We start from the raw sequence: 19,704 nt of genomic DNA, 5'->3' as shown, positions 1-19,704 counted from the left end.
TTTCGATTTTGCCCTCTAGTATCCAAGGAGGGTGATGCCCATGAATACAATGGAAGTATTGACTTTACTATTGGTAATTTTTGCGGCTTTGACTTATATAGATCGACATAATAAGAAATAGCATCCACGACCCTAGGAAAGTTTTGGATGCTATGACTTATACATAGAATATAAAATTTAACTGAGGGCATCAGATTTTGCATCTGAATACCTTTCTTGAGTTCATTATACACTGGGGGATTTGAGAAATCAAGTCCCCCTTTTTATTATGACATTGATTAGTATCTGCATTAAACATCAGAAATTTATATTCTTACTCACTGAAACGAATTCTCTCTATCAATGAATCTTTCCTTACTGACTTTGCAATGAATATTGCCAATAACATCTGTATCACAAACAATGTTAAAATTATAATAATAGCTGCTGTTACCGGATAATGGTATGTGCTGATATCAAACATTCCTGTACGCTTTGCATATAAAAACAACGGATATCCTGCAAGACTTCCCACTCCGATACTGATAATAAGAGTGCCTACTGTATAGAATATACCTTCCAACTGGAGCATCTTCATCAACTGACGGTCCGACATTCCGATTGCCTGCATCATGCCAAGCTCCTTTTTTCGCACATGGACACTATTGATCATTGTGTTAATCAAGTTCATAATGCTGATTGCTGCCAGAATGATGATAAATGCATAACATGCACCTCTAGTCATCTGTATGGCATTTTCCCATGTATCGTACTCATTCTTCCAGGTACGCATCTGCAGTCTGCCTGATCCATCCACAATAGCCTGTAGAGATGCTTCCAGTGCCTCATCATAATCCTTATCTGCAATCACCTGAAAATAGCTGGAAGAATTATTTATGGTAAGTTTCTCTGCCCCTTCTTTTGCCATGATAAGACAGTTATAGTTTGTCAGACCTGTTCCATATTCACCAATTGCTGCCACTTCAATCTCTTTTTGAAAGGTATTATCTCCATCATGAATATTGAGTTTCAGCTTATCTCCCACTTTAATATCTGGATACCAGTGAAGTAGCGCGCGGTCCAGAATCACTTTATCCCCGGATTTCAATTCCTCGTATGTGACATTGCCTTCAGTGATTCCTTTTTTCAGCTCTTCTGCGTATTCTTCCGGCACTCCATTGATAAATTCGGTTCCAATTTTTTCTTCAAAAGGTCCTCCTGATACCTTCAACGCGGTAAACACATCTACCCGCTCAACACCGTCAAGCTCCTCTATCTGCTGCTTTAGTCCTTCATTTAATGGATTATTCTTTTGAACCTCCGCCCATTCATATTCAGGATGCTCTTTATTCCCGGATTCCACAATTGGAGAAATCTCATATTGCCCCACAATCGAACTCTTTGCACTTTCCATCGGATTTGCACAAGACAGCACCGTTGCTACCATCATGACAAATATTCCGGTAACGGCCATAGATACAATCGTGATAGTACTCTTCTTTTTATTCTCTGCAAGATTTCTCTTGGTCAGTCGTCCGATATTCAGAAATTGATATCCCTTCCTGCTGCTTTTCTGTCGCTTACTGCCTCCCTGGTAACGCATAGCTTCTATTTCTGATACCTTCGCCGCCATACGCATAGGCTTCATCAGTGACAGATACACTGTACACAGAGTCACTGCAATTGCCAACAGATAAATCCACCAATAATAAAGTTGGACTTCTCCTTTAGCTACAACCTTGTATGCCTCTGTTATAAGTACGTTTGAATCCTTTGCATGTTCTACAAACTGGAGAAGTACAACTTTCACAGCAACTGTTCCGATCAAAAGTCCTATCGGAATGGCAAACAACGCCACTCCCATTCCCTCTCTTAGTACGATTTGTCTAAGCTGCCGTTTCGTAGCCCCGATTGCCTTTAACTTTCCAAATTCCCGAACCCTCTGGTTCATAGATACATAATAAACACTATAAATTGTGATAATGCCCGCCAATACAACAATAAGCATGATTCCTACAATCACCGGAATTGTAGCCGGATCCACATAATTTGCTGCAAGATACTCTTTATTAATATTCATGTCATCCTCGGAAATCCCGAACTGTCTGGCAATATTCTGTATCGTCTCTGTATAATCTGCAGTCGTATTTCCTTTCTGTCCATTCACCTGAAGTAAAAACCGATATTTCACCTGTTCTACCGGTATCTCCGCTTTCAGAAAGGCCTCTGAAACCAATGATGTATATTGTTTTTGTTCTTTGCTGCTCTCATTATCTGCTAAAAAACCACAGATTCGAAAGTCTTTCTCCTTCGTATAATCCAGTCCGTCATCTTTCAGAATCTGATAAGGTACTGTGATAGTGTCACCGATTTTCCCATTCTGTCCTAATGCTTCCAGTATTCCTTTTGAAACCACAATATCATTTTCTTTCTGCGGAAGTTGCCCCTCTTTCAGCTTCACTTTATAAAGTTCCATCCCTGTTCTGTCCATATACATCATGGAAACCGTCGCATCTTCCAGATTCATGTACCCCGCATCGCTGCGGAGTCCGTAAGTTTTCACATCATGATGTGCCGCCAGTTTCATAACTGTACTCTCGTCCACGTTCCGATAAAGGGCATGCCATGTTGGATAAATCTTATTGATTACCGCAAAGTTCACTTCCACCATATCTTTTCCGATTGATGGGATTACGAACAGCAGTAATGTTGTCAGGATAATGGCAATTCCAATCAGTATGTTTTTGCTCTTATAATGCCGCATATTGCAATATGCAACTCTGGTCGTCATCTTCATTATCTTCTCACCGCCTTGCCATCTTCAATGATAATCATTTCATCCGCCATCTGGGCAATCGTTTCATCATGGGTAATCATGATAAGCGTCTGCCCGAAATCCGACACGCAGCTTTTCAATAGGCTCATAACCTCTAGCTCAGTCTGGGAATCAAGGTTTCCAGTCGGCTCATCCGCCAAAATTATCGCCGGTCTTGTCACCAATGCCCTGGCTATCGCAGTTCTCTGTTTCTGTCCACCAGACAAAGCAGACGGCATCGCATCTTTCTTATCCTGCAGTCCGATTTTTTTGAGAATATCTTCCACTTCCCGCGGCTTTACCTTGCGATTATCAAGTCCCAGCGGAAGAACGATATTCTCCCACACATTCAGCGATGGAATCAGATTAAAATCCTGAAAGATAAATCCTATCTTCTTTCTTCGAAACTGTGCCAGTTTATCATCTTTTCGAGAATAGATATCGGTTCCATCAATCCATACTTTGCCGGAATCCGGTCTGTCAAGCCCTCCAATCAGATGCAGAAGTGTAGATTTTCCGGAGCCGGAACGTCCTACGATAGCTGTAAACTTGCCTCTCTCTATCTGTAAACTTGTATGATCCACGGCTCTCACCTGATTCTCGCCTTCTCCATAATACTTTACTAGATCTTCTACTTTTAAAATACTACTCATATCTTCAAGTCCCCTTTCCATTTCATACCCCTACTATAACATTCCTGCATTACAAAACCCTTACAACAACCATAACAGTTTTGTAAGGGTTCCGACTATTCTCCTATTATGAGCGGCAGTGTCACTTTAAATATCATACCTTTCTCAGCCTTTCTTTTGGCTGCTATTGTCCCCCCCTGTTCTTCTATGATCTTTCTGGCAAGATACAGACCGACACCCGCTCCGTCTTTTACCTGTTCCTTTGCTTTCCTTCCCCGGTAAAATCTCTGATAGATCTTATGCAGTTCCTCCGCAGGAATGCCCATTCCTTCATCTTCTACTTCAATAAGCACATTGCTTGCTAGCTCCTGCGTCCTCACTGTAATCGTTGTATGTTCCGGTGAATATTTGACTGCATTCTCAAGGATATTCGTTAATGCTTCTACCGTCCATTTTGAATCATGGTTCACAACTATATCATCATCCATCTCCACCTGAATGGAAATATCTTTTCCTCTTGCCTTCATATAAATCTGACTGACAGCCTCTGTTAGCGTTTTCTTCAGGCTTTCATGAAGCGAATGTATCTGGATCATATGTGTTTCCAGCCTTGAAAGATTTACCAGTTCATTCAAGAGCTGTTCCAGTTTGGTAAGTTCCTGTGATTCCTGCTCCAGAAACTCCCTCTGTTCTTCTCCTGTAACCCGATTTTCTGCCACCAGCTCATGACTCATCCGGAGTGATGCAAGCGGAGTCTTCAACTGATGGGAAATATCTGTAATCAGACTCTTCGTACCATTTTCTTCCTGCTCCAGACGTTCCTTCAAATCTTCGAAATATTGCCCCAGCTCCTTTACAGATTCCCACACCTTTAACCATTGTTCCGATTCTGATGTTTCTTCAGGATATGTTTGGAATTTTCCTTTTCTGAATTCCTGCAGACATTCATATAATTGCTGTAATTGTTCCTCATCACCGTATCTGCTCCAGTTTTTTCTTCGGTCCAGGTACAAGAACAGGCTACATACTATGACTCCCACTAGTAATCCAATTCCCCAGATAATCCTTATAACCACATCTGAAGATCCACTCCCTGAGTGATAACCATAAGTTTCTTCCAGCATCTGTACGACTCTTTCTATCTTCTGATCGTCCCGGTCTCTTATAAAATCTACTGTTCCTGACTTTTCCCAGATTGCAACTATTTCCCCTTCCAGTTCAGGATGTTCTGCAAGGAGCAGTGCTATCTGCGTTGCTTTCGCATTTTCCTCATACTTTGTTATCAGATACATTCCTACTGTAAAAAATACTGCAAAGATTACATATACGATAAAATACCGTTTTAATTTTTGTTTACCTTTCCGGTCCATATATATCCCAGTCCTCTCACATTCGCTATCTCTTCTGTTCCAAGTTTATTCTTCAGTCTGCTTATATTGACAGTAACCGTATTATCATCGACAAATTGACCGTCTATATCCCATACATGCTCCAGGATACTTTCTTTTGAAACAATCTGTCCTGCATTCTCCCAGAGATACAGCAACAGAGAGAATTCTTTCTTACTTAAAGTAACTGGTTCATCCCCTTTATACACCTGCATCGTTTTCATATGCACCGTAATCTCTCCGGAAGACATAATCTGTGCCTGTACCTTAGAAAGCCGTCTCATCAATGCGTTCACCTTCGACACCAAAGCCATCAGTGAAAATGGTTTGGTAATATAATCATCTGCCCCTGTATCATAACCATTTACAATATCTATTTCCTGATCCAAAGCCGTAAGATAGATAAGATATGTATCTCCACCTGCACGTACCATCCTTCCAAAATCCAGTCCTGTACCATCCGGCAATGTAATATCGCTGATAACAAGAGCATAATCTCCTTTTTGAAATGCTTCTTTTGCTTCCTTTATTGTATAAACCTGACGAACCTCATACCCTTCCCGTGAAAGTAACAGGGCAATTCCCCGATTTAGATTCAAGTCATCCTCCAGTAATAATATTTTCTGCATCAAATACTCCACCTCTATTTGTAATAACCTGTTCTTTTATCATATCAGTCCTATCTTTTGTCTACAATAAAAATAAAATTAACATACATACTTTTCCTTCATATGTTCAAGGATTTCACCGGATACTGCTTCAGAAATCGATCAATCCATTTCTGATTGCTTCTCTGTAACATCCGAAGTCTGGATAAAAGCTGTAGACAACTGCAGCTCTATGTTACTAAAGTCCTATCCATCAATACAGGAGTTATAGAATGCCGTGAAGATACCGTCAAATTCCATTTCAATAATATGTAGGCTGTCCATTGTGTGCTCCAGATAAGTCAGTGTTCCTCTATCCAAATCTATACTCGGCTTTCCTAGTGAGTTTGCTATTACATCTGGATTTGTAATTCCAAACATCTCCTTTATATCCGGCATAAGATAATCCACGATATCCGGCAGCCTTTTCTCATACGCCTGTGCCAGTTCAACTGCATGCTTCTCATAATCGGAATGTATACTGTCACAGACAAATTCAATCCCGTTTATTTCCATCTTATAGTAATCATTATTCTCATCATAGACAAACGCTGTACCCTTACTTTTTTTATTTTTTTCCAAAATCCCCATGATATATCTACACTTTCCCGGTTCTTCCGCCATACACAGTCTAAAAAACTGTAACTTAATGCTTACGTTTGTAAAAAATAACTCCTGCCAAAATCAATAAAATAATTCCAACTACAATCATAAAAATAAAATTATCACCATTTAACTTCCCTGCTATGAAAATAGAAGTCGGGCCATCCGCACCACCAATAACAGAAACGGCTGTGTTTTCTTTCTGCTTCAGTACAATGCCAATGACTGCCAATACAATTCCTAAAATTCCGGCTATGATTCCCAATCGCTTTTTCATTGCTACCACCTCAAATCATTTTTATCTGCTCAATCAAATGTAAATTGTTATGCAAGTATTTCTATGCAAATGAAGCATAGATAACCCATATTTCTGCAAACATTACCAATAAAAGTACACCATCTATCATCCAATTAAACTGAATGTCCGTTAAGAAAGTTTTTGAATGTGTCAGGCAATATTTTACTTTTTCTCGTCCAGTCAAAAAAGTGATAAGCACTTGTAATATAGGAAATAAAAATATTTGTATTTTTCTTCCATAATCATCCGCAATCCCATTTGCAAAATGTACTGGAATAATACTCGGTAAGAAAAATATACTTACAAGAGCAAGCAAAAATCCTATTATACAAATTATCCATGTGAATTTTCTAGTATTGATAAATTTCATAACAATCCTTCTTTCTGCTAAATTCAAGTTTTTCCAATACATAACACGTACTTACATTATACTCCTCACCAATGCAAACCTCAATTTATTCTCCATCCTTTTTCCCGTTATTAAGCTTCGGGCAGTAAAATGCCTTTACTTCCACCCCATCTTCCTCCGACTCAATTTCCACATAATAATCCCGGATAAAGTATCCCGCATTATGCTCCTGAATGGCGTACAGCTCCAATGTCTGAAAATCCACCAGTACCAGATCACGGGGCTTGGGTTTTTGCGTTTCCTCACAGAATACCTCCATGCTTTCCACCAGCTTATCCAGGCATTCCTGACACAGATGGTTCTGTACTTTTTTCACATCGAAGATACTATCTTCCCCGTAATCCACCGATACTTCGGAAATCCCGTAATCCGACATCTGCTCCGTATGGAAAAAGCAGCCGCCTTCTCCTGTCCCGGTATAACCCATATGCCCGTTTCCCTGCGGGCCGGTAAGATTCCCGTCCTCATCATGATTCCGGATATGCATATCCATCACATACCAGTGATTGGTACAGATCACTCCCAGATCGTCAAACTTCCGGAAATAATCCATCATACTCCGTTCATCGCTTCCACACAGCCAGCACTGTTTTGGATCTTTCAGCTTGCTTTCTACTGATTCAGGCACCTTTCTTTCTACCGGGTGATATTCCTGCTCCTGTGTTTTTTCAAGATAACCTGTCAGATCCAGCCGGCTGATTCCCAGTCCGATCAGAATTCCTGACGCACATGCCAATAATCCCACATATCCCTTTTTCATATTATAGTCATCCTTTAAGAATTAGTTTTATAATGCTTTTAGGATTACTATATCAAATCTTGCAATCACTTTCATCATAAATCGCATATTTTTATGTGTTTTATTGCATATACAGCTTTCAAAAAAACTGCCTGCGGCAATTTCGCAGACAGCTTCTATTTCATCATCTCTTCAATTATCACATCCAGCATCCGAAGCACGCTTTCCTGCTTCTTCGGTGTGAGCCTTTCCAGCTTTCCTTCCACTACAGAAGTATGTTCCATTCTGGTAAGAGGAATCACTTCCTTCAGCACTTCATTCGGTTCCGCACCTAATACATTCAACAGCTTTACAAATGTTTCCATCGTAGGTGTTTTCACTTCCCGCTCAATCGCACCCAGATGGTTGGTACTGATATCCACCAGTTCAGCCAGTCTCTCCTGCGTAATTCCTGCCTCTTCCCTGTACCTGCGGATTGCCTTTCCCATTCCTTTCACACGCACACCTCCTCCTTCCAGTATTCACTAACGCTTAAAGCATTAGTCATGTAAATCCAGTATAATTGGTTGCAAATCACGCTTACAGTATCCATAAGGATTGCATTTATAACGCTTTTAGCGTTGGTCACATTTTTGGCACTCCATCGTCTGTAACTGGCACAGTCCTGCGATTGTAGCGGTAATTTACCCATGTTAAAATTGATATTGTCAAAATTATATGCAGAACGAAACGCAGCACTGCCGTATGGGAAGCCTCTCCTGCGGCAAATAAGCTGCGTTTTTTCTGTAAGATAGGAGGATCTTTACAATTTCATACTTTGATTTAGGACGCAGCCTGCATTGACCGGGCTGCGTCCTTTCTTGAGGCAGGAAAACCATAAGCAAAGGCAGGGGAGGTAATTCTCCTGCCGCTCTTATAAAAAGGAGGTACTTTTACGTGAAACACAAACTGAAAAACGCTCCGCCGGACACAAAACGGCATGTCAATTATGGCAGATGCCTGTATGCTGCATTTCTGGCTGTCACAGTCCTCTGCGGATACACACAGCCGGTTTTTGCCGCTACCATCTGGACCAAAGCCAATGAGATCATGAAGGATGTCTATAACCAGATTATCCTCATTTCCACCATTGCTGCAGTCGTAACGGCATCGGTTGCCCTTCTGATGATGAATTTTTCCAAAAGCGGAAAAACCGTGGACGAATCACGTGCATGGCTCAAGCGTATCGTCATTACCTGGGCGATCTTAAACGGGCTTGGCTTTATCATGGCTTACATCACCCCGTTCTTTGCAGGCGGAAAATGGAACGGATAGACGAAAGGAGATGCCACTATGGGAATACTTGACGGAATCGTGGAATGGATTGCCGAACAGGTCATGAACATTCTGGATCTGATCACCACTTCAGTCCTCGGTGCTCTGGGCTGTTCCATGGATACGTTTCTTCGCTACTTTCCTGCTGCCGAGACCATGTATCAGGTCTTTCTGGCACTGGGCATCGGGCTGATCCTCTTAAACTGGGTATGGCAGCTCTTTAAAAATTACTTTATGGGAGCCGGTATCGAAGCGGAAGATCCCATTAAGCTGTCCATCCGTTCCTTCCTCTTTATCTTTCTCACCTTCTATGCGAAAGATATTGTGGATCTGCTCCTGAAGATTTCAGGAACACCGTACAACTGGATTCTGACGGAAGACCTGCCGCCTTTAAAATTTGCGGATTTTAACTCCGTAGTCACAGTCATCCTGGGAGTCTGTGCAAATGGGGCGGTAGCCATCATTGCACTGATTCTGGTACTGATTCTGGCGTGGAACTACATCAAACTGCTCTTTGAAGCGGCAGAACGCTATATTCTTCTGGGGGTACTGGTCTACACAGCCCCGGCAGCTTTTTCCATGGGTGCCAGCCAGTCAACCGGAAATATCTTCAAAAGCTGGTGCCGGATGCTTGGCGGCCAGTTCTTTTTGCTTCTGATGAATGCGTGGTGCCTGCGGCTGTTTACTTCTATGGTCGGCACCTTCCTTGCCAATCCGTTATCCCTATAAGAAAGGAGGACCAAAATGAAACTTAGAAAGAAACTCATACCATTCCTGGTACTAACTGCCTGTCTGGTACTGTTTTGCTCCATGCCGGTCTTTGCAGCGGAGCTTACGGAAGCAGACGTGGAAGCGGCAGTTGCCAGTCAGGGAAAGGAAGCGGTAACCGGAAATGTCTTCGTCTGGTTCCTGTGTGCCATTGCCTTTTTAAAGGTATCCCAGAAAATTGATTCTTTTCTGGCATCGCTTGGCATCAATGTCGGCAATACCGGAGGAAACATGATGGCTGAACTTCTGATTGCAGGACGGAGCCTGACCGGTTCCATGCGTTCCCATGGTGGTGGCGGCTACCACAAAGCCTCTTCTCCCGGAAGTGCGGCTGTCGCAGGAAGCTTCCTATCCGGCGGGCTTGCCGGGGCAGTGGGAAGACAGGTACAAAGAGAAGCGGTCAATTCCGCAACCGGTTATACCGAACACAGCAGTATCGGAAACATGCTCTACCAGTCATCCCTGAACAAAGGCGGAGACTTTGCCAATCAGGTCATCAGCAACATTGCACAGGGAAATTACGGTCAGGTAGGTTCCATCAAGGGAGCAGACGCACAGAAAGCCTTTACTTCCTATATGGGCATCAATCCGGGCGGCGGTTCCTCCTATGATAATGTAGAAATCGGTGGCGGAAGGATCACCGGTACCGAAACCGGAAGCTCCGGAAACCGGGATTTTGCCCTGTACCATGCCGACCAGTATGCAGCTCCTACTCAGGGCTCCTACTCTACGGTACAGTCCGTGGATGGTTCCACCTGGTACAAGCAGTATGCACAGGATACGGTCGAAAAAACACCATATACTTCCGGCAGCGGCAAAGTAGCCTACAATGAATCCATTGTCCAGAAACTGCCGCCAGCCCCACAGCGAAAGGAGCGTATGTAACATGCCAAAAACAGCCTTGATGGGCAGTCCTCTTGCTGTCATCGGTACAGTATTCCGGCACAGGCGCACCCTTGCGAAAACTGGAGCAGCCGTCGGCGGTGTACTGATGCTTCCCATTCTGTTCCTTGTCATGCTTCCGGGACTCGTCTTCGGAGACCTCTCTGAAAATACCGGAGCACTGACCAGCAACACGGTAATCAGTGAAAATATCCGGGCTTCCAATCAGGCAATCGTGGAGGTGCTTCAGGAAAGCCATGATGCACTGCTTGCTAAGATCAATGCGGAAATTGCCAGACTCCCGGAAGGAGATACTGCCTCTATCAGCGATCCTTACGCTTCCAGTATCATCGTAAATGCGAACCAGCTCATCGCACAGTTTTGTGCCAGCCAGGATGACTATAAAAATATAAATATCAGCAAACTCAAAAGCCTGATCCGGGAAAACGAGGACGGGCTTTTTTCTTATGACGTTACTTCAGAAACGGCCACGGTGGAAGTTCCGGCGGAAGAGGAAAATGCACCACCCAGAAAGGTTACTTTTACCCGCCATACATACACGGTCAGCTATGCCGGAGATGCCTACTTTGCAGATCACGTCTTTCATCTGACCGATAAGCAGAAAAAAACGGCAGACAGTTATGTGGAAAACCTGACCATGTTCTTTGGCGGCTCCGCTTCCGGTCTTGCCATGGCGGTAGGTGTCAGCGATGAGGTGCTGGCTTACCGGGCTACCATCCAGCAGGTCGCACAGAAATACGGCATGGAAGCTTATGTGGAACTCCTCATGGCAGTCATGATGCAGGAAAGCGGCGGGCGTGGAAGCGATCCCATGCAGGCGGCAGAAGGCGGCTTTAATAAGAAATACCCCCATGTCCCCAACGGCATCACCGATCCTGCTTATTCCATCGAATGTGGGATTCAGGAATTAAAGTATGCACTGGATAAAGCAGGATGTACCGGACCTACCGACCTGGACCGCATCAAGCTGGCGCTTCAGGGTTACAATTACGGCTCCGGCTATATCGACTGGGCAATGGAACGTGACGGCGGTTATACCAAAGAAAACGCCATTGCTTATTCGGATATGATGTGTGCCCGTCCGAACTGGCATTATGACCGGTATGGGGACAAGGAATATGTGGAGCATGTTCTCCGGTATTATCAGATTACCAATACCGGCGGAAGCTATCCGGCAAACGGAATGCAGATTCCGCACTATCTCCAGACCGATTACGGGAACATTCCTTATGGCGGCGGCTCCATCGCATCTTCCGGCTGCGGGCCTACCAGCTTTGCCATGATCGCCAGCTACCTGACCGGGAATACCATTACCCCTCCGGATGCGGTGGCATGGTGCGGGAATTCCTATTACAAGCCGGGAGTTGGAACCTACTGGAGCTACTTTCAGGCTGCAGCCAGTCATTTCGGCTGTGGCAGCGTCACACAGACCAGCAATGCCAATACGGTACTTCAGGCACTCTCCGAAGGCTGTCCGGTCATCTCCTCTCAGCGGGCAGGACTTTTCACCAGCGGCGGACACTTCATCGTACTCCGAGGTGTTACGGCAAACGGCAAGGTACTGGTCAATGATCCCAATGACAGTGACGCAAAGAACTATATTAACCGTGAATTTGATATGATGTCGGAAATCCATGCTACGGCAAATGCCTACTGGATCTTCGACAAAAAATAAAGGAGCCATTATGAACAGAACAAAAGTGATTCTTTCCATTTTTCTGATGCTGTTTCTGCTGCTTGCCGGACTGGTTCTCCCCAGTTTCTGGAAAAGCCAGAAAAAAGAAGCTTCCGGAAACAAAGGCAGGGAACCGGCAAAGGAAACAACAGAAACAAATTCTGATACCCCCATGCCGGAATATCTGGATTTTGATGCTTTAAAAGCATTTTTCTCCGACAGCCAGATTGCTTCTCTCAAAGGGCAGTTTCCTGTCTACCTAAAAGAGTATGTCAAAAAAGAACAGACAAGCATCACCTTCCTGCCGGAAAAAACCAGCTACCCTACCGAAACAACCGTCTGCCTGATGTTTTCACTTTCCGATCAGGATACGCTTCCGGTTACCTACCACACCCCGACGGGTGTGTTTTTATTTGGAGAAGACGGGGTACAGGTCTCTGCAGATACGACTGTTTACGAAAAGCAAACCGATGATTCCCTGCCGTCCCTGACTTCGCAGGACATTGAACACCTGCAGGAAGGCGGGTATCCGGATACTTCTGACAGCCCGGAAGCTCCGGACACAGAATCCGGCAGTGCCTCTGTGCCTTCCGAAGATGCGAAAGATACGAAAAAGGAGGTGCAGCCATGACACAGCCAGAAGAAACACCGGTTTCCTTTATCCCTTCCAACTTCATTGAGAAAGGCAAGATCCTAAACGGAACTTTTGACATCCGCAATGCCATAGAAAGCATTGTTCTTTCCCTGGCAATCGGTATCCCTGTTTTCCACCTGCCGCTGTCCCTGACTGCCCGCATCATCATTCTCTGCATGACCGCACTTCCAGCGGCAATGGTAGCCCTGATTGGAATCGGCGGGGAGAGCATCACTGCCTTTTTGATGAATGCCCTGCGTTTTGTAGTGAACCGCAGGGTAATCTGGAGGTCCGACAGTCTTCCGGAAGGAAAGCCACGCAGGAAACCACGTTTCAAAGAGCCAAAGACAAAGAAACACCGGAAAGCAGAAAAAATGGCAGAGCCTTCCAAAGTAATGGCATCGGCTCCCCCCACAGTCTGAACCGGACGCACCAGCTCCGCCAAAAAGTAAAAAAAAAGAACACCGGCAGTTTGATACCTCCACCAAGCGGGGCATCAAAAAACAGGCAAAGGAAGATATCCGTTATCTGAAGTGGGAGCAGAAAGAAGCCAGCCGACAGAAAAAAGAGGCGGCGAAACAGATAAAAATACAGAAAAAAACGGAAGCCCGGAGACGAAAGGAGGAAGAAAAACGGGCAGTTTCCGAAAAGCGGGCTGCAAAAAAAGAGCAGAAAAAAAAGGTGGTTTCCAAGGAGGACACCTCATCTGCCACGTCAAAACCCGTTTCCCGGAAAAAGCGAAAGAAAGACCAGACCTTGGAGGATTATCTTCCGGTGGAAAAAATCGCAAACGGAATCGTCTATACCACAGACGGACGGTACGTGAAGATCCTGGAGATTGAACCAATCAACTTTCTGCTTCGAAGTGCCAGGGAACAGCAGGGCATTATCTACAGCTTTATCAGTTACTTAAAGATCAGCCCTGTCAAACTCCAGATCAAGATGATCTCCAAAAAAGCAGACATCAATAAGCATCTGGAGCAGTCCCAGCTGGAGCTGGAGCGGGAAACCGATCCCCACTGTCAGGAACTGCAGCGTGACTACATCCAGTTTGTCCAGAACTTAAGTTCCAGAGAAGCAGTATCCAGACGGTTCTTTCTGATCTTTGAATATGAACCATTCAACGCAAACCGAAAGGAAGAGGAACGGGAAATCCTTGCTGCTCTTGAGACAGCCTCCCAGACCGCCAAAACCTTTCTATACCAGTGCGGGAATGAAGTGGTCTCCCATGACAATGAGGATGAATTTACTACGGATGTTCTCTACACCCTTTTAAACCGTACCCTTTGTACGGAGGTTCCGCTTTCGAACCGGATCAGCACTGTACTGTCCGCCTATACAAAGGAAAATCGCATGGAGGAACTGGATCACATCCGGATCAACGAGTTTCTCGCACCGGAAAGTGTGGATTTCAAGCACTCCCATTATGTGCAGATCAATGGGCTTTACCATTCCTACCTGCTTGTGCCGTCTGACGGCTACAAAAACCGGGTAACTCCCGGATGGCTGTCACTCCTTGTCAATGCCGGGGAAGGGATTGATATTGATTTCTTTCTCCAGAAACAGCCAAAGGACAAGATTCAGCAGCGTCTCGGTCAGCAGATCCGTATCAACCGTTCCAAATTAAAGGATGCGTCCGATACCAACACTGATTATGACGATCTGGATTCTGCCATCCGCTCCGGATATTTTCTGAAGCAGGGACTTGCCAACAACGAAGATTTCTATTACATGAATCTTCTCATCACCATTACTGCTTCCACGTTGGAAGAACTGCAGTGGCGGATTCAGGAAATGAAAAAGCTCCTGATCTCGCAGGATATGAACTTACACTCCTGCTACTTTTTACAGGAGCAGGGATTTTTATCCTCTCTGCCGCTGGCAAATCTGGACAAGAAGCTTTTTAAGCTGTCCAAGCGGAACGTACTGACTTCCGGGGCGGCAAGCTGCTATCCCTTCGTCAGCTACAGTATCTGCGATGATAACGGAATCCTCTTTGGGGTAAACAAGCATAACAATTCCCTGGTCATTGCGGATATCTTTGATTCCAGGCAGTACAAGAACAGCAACATCTGTATCTTAGGCTGTTCGGGAGCAGGAAAGACCTTCACCATGCAGACCATGGCACTAAGGATGCGAAGAAAAGGCATCCAGGTGTTCATCATCGCTCCGCTAAAGGGACACGAATTTTACCGGGCTGCAAGGAATGTCGGCGGAGAATTTATCCAGATCTCTCCTGCCAGTAAGAACTGTATCAACATCATGGAAATCCGGAAGGTAGACAATTCTGTAAATGAACTGCTGGACGGACCGACACTGGATGCCTCCGCACTGGCAGGCAAGATCCAAAGGCTTCACATCTTCTTCAGTCTGCTGATCCCGGATATGTCCCATGAGGAGAAGCAGCTTCTGGATGAAGCCCTAATCAAAACCTATGCCAGAAAAGGGATTACACATAAAAATGAATCCCTGACAGATCCGCAGCATCCGGAGCAGTACAAAAAGATGCCCATTCTGGAGGATGTCTACAATGTCCTGCTGGAAAGCGAGGATACCAAACGTCTGGCTCATATCCTGAACCGCCTGGTTCACGGTTCTGCTTCTTCCTTTAACCAGCAGACCAATGTGGACCTGACCAATAAATATACGGTACTGGATATCTCCGAACTGACCGGTTCCAGCGATCTTTTAACGGTCGGCATGTTCGTTGCCCTGGATTATGTCTGGGATAAAGCGAAGGAAAACCGTACCGAAGAGAAAGCCATCTTTGTCGATGAGGTCTGGCAGCTCATCGGTGCATCCAGCAACCGGCTTGCAGCGGAATTCGTACTGGAGATTGCCAAGATCATCCGTGCTTACTCCGGAGCCGGCATCTTTGCCACACAGGATTTAAACGACTTCTTTGCTCTGGATGACGGGAAGTACGGCAAGGGTATCATCAATAACTGCAAGACCAAGATTATCCTGAACATGGAGGATGAAGAGGCACAGCGGGTGAAGACTATCCTGCATCTATCGGAAACAGAAGTAATGAACATCACCCATTTCCAGCGGGGCAACGGTCTGATCTCAACCAACAACAATAACATCACTGTGGAATTTAAGGCTTCCAATCTGGAAAAGGAGCTGATTACCACAGATCGGCAGGAGCTTCTGGAAATCCTTGCGAAACAGAAGAAACAGGCTGTGTAACTTTTGGCAGCACTGACGCTGCCCTTTTCATTTGAACTTCAAGAAGGAGGAGACTTATGTTACAGACATACAAATCCTATACCAGACGGACGCTGGCTATGCTGCTGGCAGTCCTTGTCGCAGTCGGCGCATTGTTTTCCGGCAGTTTTCCGGTTCATGCAGCCGACGGCACCATCAGCTATAAGGCAGGTGCCAATATCCCTTACGGCAGCTATTTTACCTCCCGCATGAGCTTTGACGGGAGCAATACTGCCTACTGCGTGGAACCACTGAAGAAAACACCTTCCTCTGGTTCCTATTCCTATGACCTTTTAAGCCAGAACTCCCCGCTCAGAAAAGCGCTCTACTACTTAAACGGCGGTTACGGCTACGATAAAGTCGTCAAGGATAAATATTTCAGTGGCTGGAGTGATGATAACAGCTATGTCATCGGACATCTGGTTGTCGCTTACATCTATGCCGGTAATTCCGCTGACACCGGAGCTTTCCATGGCGCCCCGCAGTCCTATATTGATAAAGCACTGGAAGTAGCCAGTGCCATTCAGGGACTTCCGAACCCGCCGGAAGGCTTCCGGGCATTCATCGTTCCGGGACAGGGCAGCCAGACCATTGCCGGAAGCTGGTATCAGGTTCCAAACGGCTGGATCGAACTGAAAAAATCTTCTGCCAACGGAAGCGTATCGGACGGGAATCCGAATTACAGCTTAAAGGGTGCTGTGTATGGGATCTATCAGGGTGAGAAGCTCATCCAGAAACTGACCACTGATGAAAACGGGTATGCCAGATCCGGCGAACTGGAGGAAGGCGATTATACCATAAAAGAGCTCTCTGCTTCCAAAGGCTACATTGTAGACACCAAAGCTCACAAAGTCACCGTAAAAGCAGAACAGACTTCTGCTGCAAACGTAACAGATATTCCGCAGAATAATCCCATGAATCTGGTGCTTGAAAAGCTGGATGCCGAAACAAAGAAAGCCTCCCCACAGGGAGCAGCTTCCCTTGCAAACGCAGAATTTACAGTCAAGTTCTATACCGAGCAGTCTGACAGTGATCCTGCGGAAGCTGGAAAGAAACCGGCACGTACCTGGGTATTAAAAACAGATGTTTCCGGAAAGATGCATTTTACCAAAGATTCCTTTGTAAGCGGCGATGCCTTTTACTATACCAGTGATGGCAAGACCGTCTGTCTTCCGCTCGGTACCATAACGGTACAGGAAAGCAAAGCCCCTGCCGGATACCAGCTCAATCCAACTGTCTTCGTACAGAAAATTACAGGTGACGGTAAGCAGGAAATGGTTTCGGTATACCAGTCTTCTACCATAGAAGAATCTGTCATCCGTGGCGGAGTGAAGATCCAGAAACGTGACAGCGAGACCGGAGAAGCAAAACCGCAGGGTTCTGCCACTTTGGAAGGTACTGTCTTTGCGATCACTACGTTAAATGAAAATCCGGTATTAGTAGACGGAACATCCTACACGAAAGATCAGGTTGTCCTTACACTTACTGCCGATAAATCCGGTTCTGCTGCAACTGCAAAAGATGCTCTCCCATTCGGACATTACCGTGTGGATGAAACAACTGCACCTTCCGGTTATCTGAACAGCGGAAAGATCTCTGTAGAATTTGACATCACAGAACAGGGAAAAATCGTGGAACTGACTGCAAAAGACAATTCCATCTCCAATCAGGTCATCCGCGGGGATCTGGAATTTGTCAAGATTGCTGACGGCAGCCAGAACCGTCTGGCAAATGTGCCATTTAAGATCACTTCCAAAACAACAGGCGAAAGCCATGTGATTGTGACAGATGCCAACGGTTATGCCAGCACTTCCTCCAAATGGAACAAACATACCGCAAATACCAACCGGGGTGAGTCTTCGGAAGACGGCATCTGGTTCGGCACCTCCAAACCGGATGATTCCAAAGGCGCTCTCATTTACGATACTTACACTCTGGCGGAACAGCGTTGTGATTCCAACAAAGGCATGGATCTTTTAACCTTTGAAGTCAAGGTTTATAAGGATTCTGTTCTGATACAGGTTGGAACTCTGACCGATGATGCCATTGAGATCGGTACGACTGCTCTGGATGCCGAGACCGGTACACACATGAGCCAGCCGGCAAAAGAAGTGACCATTGAAGACGTTGTGGAATACGAAGGACTGAAAAAGGGCCAGAAATACAAACTGACTGGAACCTTAATGGATAAAAAAACCGGGGAACCAATCCTTGTGGATGAAAAACCGGTGATTTCTGAAACTGAATTTACTGCAAAGAAATCCTCCGGCTCCGTCAAAGTAACCTTTACCTTTGATGCAACTTCCTTAAAGGGAAAAACAACCGTTGTCTTCGAGGAATTATATCAGGATGAGATGCAGCTTGCAGTCCATACCGACATCAACGATGAAGACCAGACCATCTATTTCCCGGAAATCAAGACTACTGCGAAAGATGCGGACACGAACTCCAATATTTCCTGTGCAAAGGAAGAAATCACGCTGGTGGATACGGTTTCCTTTAAGGGGCTGGTTCCTAACCAGAAATATGAAGTGACTGGAACTCTGATAGATAAAGAAACAAAGAAACCAGTCGAAGCAGACGGAAAACCGGTGACAGCAAAAGCATCCTTCAAGCCAAAAGAATCCGCTGGTACGGTAGATGTTACCTTTACCTTTGATGCCAGCTCCTTAAAAGGGAAAACAGTAGTTGTCTTTGAATCCCTGGCTTACAAAGACAAGGAAGTTGCCGTACACACAGACATTGCGGATGAAGGACAGACTATTTACTTCCCGGAAATCAAAACCACTGCAACAGATGCTGCTTCCGGCACACACTATGCAAAACCGGAAAAAGAACTGACGCTTACAGACCTTGTGGAATACAAAAACCTGATCCCAGGCAAAGAGTACAAGCTGACAGGAACACTCATGGATGCGGAAACCGAAAAACCTTTCGATGTGGATGGCAAAGCTGTGACTGCAGAAACAAGTTTCACTCCGGAAGAAGCTAACGGCAGCGTAGAGCTTTCCTTTACCTTTGATGCCTCTGCACTTTCCGGAAAAACGCTCGTGGCATTTGAAACAATGACTTTTGAAGATCACGAAGTAGCGGTACATGCGGACATCAAAGATGCCAACCAGACCATCTACTTCCCGGAAATCAAAACCACAGCCAAAGACGGCAGTGACGGGGATCAGGATGTCTCTGCTTCCAAGGAAGCGACTATCGTAGATACGGTCACTTATCATGGTCTGATGCCTGGATCTGAGTACAAAGTCATCGGAACCCTGATGAATAAGGAAACCGGAGAGGCTTTGTTAAAAGACGGAAAACCAGTTACCGCTCAGGCAGAATTTAAAGCAGAAAAAGCTGGCGGCTCTGTGGAAGTTACCTTTACCTTCGACGCTTCTGCTCTTGCCGGACAGGATGTGGTTGTCTTTGAAAAGCTCTACTATACAGACGGAAAAACCGAGCATGAGATTGCTTCCCATGAGGATCTGAAGGATGAAGGTCAGACCGTACACATGACGGAGCTTCCGAAAGAACCGGAGACGCCTCCGGTAGCTCCGCCTGTAAAGACCGGCGATGAGACGCCGCTTCTCCTGTATGCCGGAATCGCCATAGCTGCACTTGCAGGTGCAAGTGTCCTGGGCATCGTTTACTTCAAACGCAAAAAGAAACATCAGTAACTCATAACGAAGACTCCTG

The 19,704-nt window shown here is 45.3% G+C and carries 17 protein-coding genes; 8 read left to right on the top strand and 9 right to left on the bottom strand.

Annotated features, from left to right (window positions below; genetic code table 11):
• Nucleotides 1–313 precede the first annotated feature (313 nt).
• The 9 genes from ACH9UM_RS01085 to ACH9UM_RS01045 form a co-directional block, all read right to left on the bottom strand.
• Complete coding sequence (locus ACH9UM_RS01085) at nucleotides 314–2,770, bottom strand: ABC transporter permease (RefSeq protein ID WP_227338367.1); 2,457 nt, start codon at nucleotides 2,768–2,770, stop codon at nucleotides 314–316.
• Nucleotides 2,771–2,775: 5 nt separating this feature from the next.
• A complete protein-coding gene (locus ACH9UM_RS01080) occupies nucleotides 2,776–3,447 on the bottom strand; it encodes an ABC transporter ATP-binding protein (protein WP_172676439.1) in 672 nt (223 codons plus the stop codon).
• Nucleotides 3,448–3,542: 95 nt separating this feature from the next.
• On the bottom strand, nucleotides 3,543–4,796 hold the full coding sequence (locus tag ACH9UM_RS01075) for a sensor histidine kinase KdpD (protein ID WP_005333534.1): 1,254 nt from the start codon (nucleotides 4,794–4,796) through the stop codon (nucleotides 3,543–3,545).
• Nucleotides 4,769–5,443 carry a response regulator transcription factor gene (locus tag ACH9UM_RS01070; protein ID WP_005333533.1) on the bottom strand — a complete coding sequence of 225 codons (675 nt, stop codon included), beginning with the start codon at nucleotides 5,441–5,443 and terminating at the stop codon, nucleotides 4,769–4,771. The genes ACH9UM_RS01075 and ACH9UM_RS01070 overlap by 28 nt, the downstream gene beginning before the upstream one ends.
• A 225-nt stretch (nucleotides 5,444–5,668) precedes the next feature.
• Nucleotides 5,669–6,052 carry a hypothetical protein gene (locus ACH9UM_RS01065; RefSeq protein ID WP_226850873.1) on the bottom strand — a complete coding sequence of 128 codons (384 nt, stop codon included), beginning with the start codon at nucleotides 6,050–6,052 and terminating at the stop codon, nucleotides 5,669–5,671.
• 55 nt (nucleotides 6,053–6,107) lie between these two features.
• Nucleotides 6,108–6,341: an LPXTG cell wall anchor domain-containing protein gene (locus tag ACH9UM_RS01060; RefSeq protein ID WP_005333531.1), complete on the bottom strand. Its 234-nt coding sequence runs from the start codon at nucleotides 6,339–6,341 to the stop codon at nucleotides 6,108–6,110.
• A gap of 61 nt (nucleotides 6,342–6,402) precedes the next feature.
• Nucleotides 6,403–6,732 carry a DUF1648 domain-containing protein gene (locus ACH9UM_RS01055; protein ID WP_022415592.1) on the bottom strand — a complete coding sequence of 110 codons (330 nt, stop codon included), beginning with the start codon at nucleotides 6,730–6,732 and terminating at the stop codon, nucleotides 6,403–6,405.
• An 85-nt stretch (nucleotides 6,733–6,817) separates the two neighbouring features.
• Entirely contained in the window at nucleotides 6,818–7,531 is a 714-nt protein-coding gene (locus ACH9UM_RS01050; RefSeq protein ID WP_005333529.1) for a hypothetical protein, read from the bottom strand.
• A gap of 155 nt (nucleotides 7,532–7,686) precedes the next feature.
• Nucleotides 7,687–7,998 (bottom strand): helix-turn-helix domain-containing protein, encoded by a 312-nt coding sequence (locus tag ACH9UM_RS01045; RefSeq protein ID WP_179960461.1) that lies wholly within the window; start codon nucleotides 7,996–7,998, stop codon nucleotides 7,687–7,689.
• A gap of 448 nt (nucleotides 7,999–8,446) precedes the next feature.
• Between ACH9UM_RS01045 and ACH9UM_RS01040 the strand changes: the two genes are divergently transcribed.
• From ACH9UM_RS01040 to ACH9UM_RS01005, 8 genes are all read left to right on the top strand, one after another.
• Entirely contained in the window at nucleotides 8,447–8,824 is a 378-nt protein-coding gene (locus ACH9UM_RS01040; protein WP_005333524.1) for a hypothetical protein, read from the top strand.
• 18 nt (nucleotides 8,825–8,842) lie between these two features.
• Nucleotides 8,843–9,553: a hypothetical protein gene (locus tag ACH9UM_RS01035; RefSeq protein ID WP_005333522.1), complete on the top strand. Its 711-nt coding sequence runs from the start codon at nucleotides 8,843–8,845 to the stop codon at nucleotides 9,551–9,553.
• Nucleotides 9,554–9,568: 15 nt separating this feature from the next.
• Nucleotides 9,569–10,477 (top strand): hypothetical protein, encoded by a 909-nt coding sequence (locus ACH9UM_RS01030; RefSeq protein ID WP_005333520.1) that lies wholly within the window; start codon nucleotides 9,569–9,571, stop codon nucleotides 10,475–10,477.
• Between the two features lies 1 nt (nucleotide 10,478).
• Entirely contained in the window at nucleotides 10,479–12,170 is a 1,692-nt protein-coding gene (locus ACH9UM_RS01025) for a lysozyme family protein (protein ID WP_005333517.1), read from the top strand.
• 10 nt (nucleotides 12,171–12,180) lie between these two features.
• Nucleotides 12,181–12,801 (top strand): DUF5038 domain-containing protein, encoded by a 621-nt coding sequence (locus tag ACH9UM_RS01020; RefSeq protein ID WP_023921583.1) that lies wholly within the window; start codon nucleotides 12,181–12,183, stop codon nucleotides 12,799–12,801.
• A complete protein-coding gene (locus ACH9UM_RS01015) occupies nucleotides 12,798–13,226 on the top strand; it encodes a cell division protein FtsW (RefSeq protein ID WP_243864604.1) in 429 nt (142 codons plus the stop codon). The genes ACH9UM_RS01020 and ACH9UM_RS01015 overlap by 4 nt, the downstream gene beginning before the upstream one ends.
• 106 nt (nucleotides 13,227–13,332) lie before the next feature.
• A complete protein-coding gene (locus ACH9UM_RS01010; protein ID WP_306780031.1) occupies nucleotides 13,333–15,996 on the top strand; it encodes an ATP-binding protein in 2,664 nt (887 codons plus the stop codon).
• Between the two features lie 56 nt (nucleotides 15,997–16,052).
• Nucleotides 16,053–19,685, top strand: a complete 3,633-nt coding sequence (locus ACH9UM_RS01005; protein WP_023921579.1) for a VaFE repeat-containing surface-anchored protein — start codon at nucleotides 16,053–16,055, stop codon at nucleotides 19,683–19,685.
• The last annotated feature ends 19 nt before the right edge of the window (nucleotides 19,686–19,704 follow it).

Origin of the sequence: Mediterraneibacter torques, assembly GCF_044591705.1 — a bacterium.
GTDB classification, from domain to species: domain Bacteria; phylum Bacillota; class Clostridia; order Lachnospirales; family Lachnospiraceae; genus Mediterraneibacter; species Mediterraneibacter torques.
Note: the sequence above shows the minus strand (reverse complement) of the source record. Positions and strands in the feature narration are given on the sequence as shown.

Bases quoted from the DNA above. Each gene is read 5' to 3' on its own strand.
- ACH9UM_RS01085 (WP_227338367.1), bottom strand. From the start codon at position 2,770: ATGACGACCAGAGTTGCATATTGCAATATGCGGCATTATAAGAGCAAA.
- ACH9UM_RS01080 (WP_172676439.1), bottom strand. From the start codon at position 3,447: ATGAGTAGTATTTTAAAAGTAGAAGATCTAGTAAAGTATTATGGAGAA.
- ACH9UM_RS01075 (WP_005333534.1), bottom strand. From the start codon at position 4,796: ATGGACCGGAAAGGTAAACAAAAATTAAAACGGTATTTTATCGTATAT.
- ACH9UM_RS01070 (WP_005333533.1), bottom strand. From the start codon at position 5,443: ATGCAGAAAATATTATTACTGGAGGATGACTTGAATCTAAATCGGGGA.
- ACH9UM_RS01065 (WP_226850873.1), bottom strand. From the start codon at position 6,052: ATGGGGATTTTGGAAAAAAATAAAAAAAGTAAGGGTACAGCGTTTGTC.
- ACH9UM_RS01060 (WP_005333531.1), bottom strand. From the start codon at position 6,341: ATGAAAAAGCGATTGGGAATCATAGCCGGAATTTTAGGAATTGTATTG.
- ACH9UM_RS01055 (WP_022415592.1), bottom strand. From the start codon at position 6,732: ATGAAATTTATCAATACTAGAAAATTCACATGGATAATTTGTATAATA.
- ACH9UM_RS01050 (WP_005333529.1), bottom strand. From the start codon at position 7,531: ATGAAAAAGGGATATGTGGGATTATTGGCATGTGCGTCAGGAATTCTG.
- ACH9UM_RS01045 (WP_179960461.1), bottom strand. From the start codon at position 7,998: ATGGGAAAGGCAATCCGCAGGTACAGGGAAGAGGCAGGAATTACGCAG.
- ACH9UM_RS01035 (WP_005333522.1), top strand. From the start codon at position 8,843: ATGGGAATACTTGACGGAATCGTGGAATGGATTGCCGAACAGGTCATG.
- ACH9UM_RS01030 (WP_005333520.1), top strand. From the start codon at position 9,569: ATGAAACTTAGAAAGAAACTCATACCATTCCTGGTACTAACTGCCTGT.
- ACH9UM_RS01025 (WP_005333517.1), top strand. From the start codon at position 10,479: ATGCCAAAAACAGCCTTGATGGGCAGTCCTCTTGCTGTCATCGGTACA.
- ACH9UM_RS01020 (WP_023921583.1), top strand. From the start codon at position 12,181: ATGAACAGAACAAAAGTGATTCTTTCCATTTTTCTGATGCTGTTTCTG.
- ACH9UM_RS01015 (WP_243864604.1), top strand. From the start codon at position 12,798: ATGACACAGCCAGAAGAAACACCGGTTTCCTTTATCCCTTCCAACTTC.
- ACH9UM_RS01005 (WP_023921579.1), top strand. From the start codon at position 16,053: ATGTTACAGACATACAAATCCTATACCAGACGGACGCTGGCTATGCTG.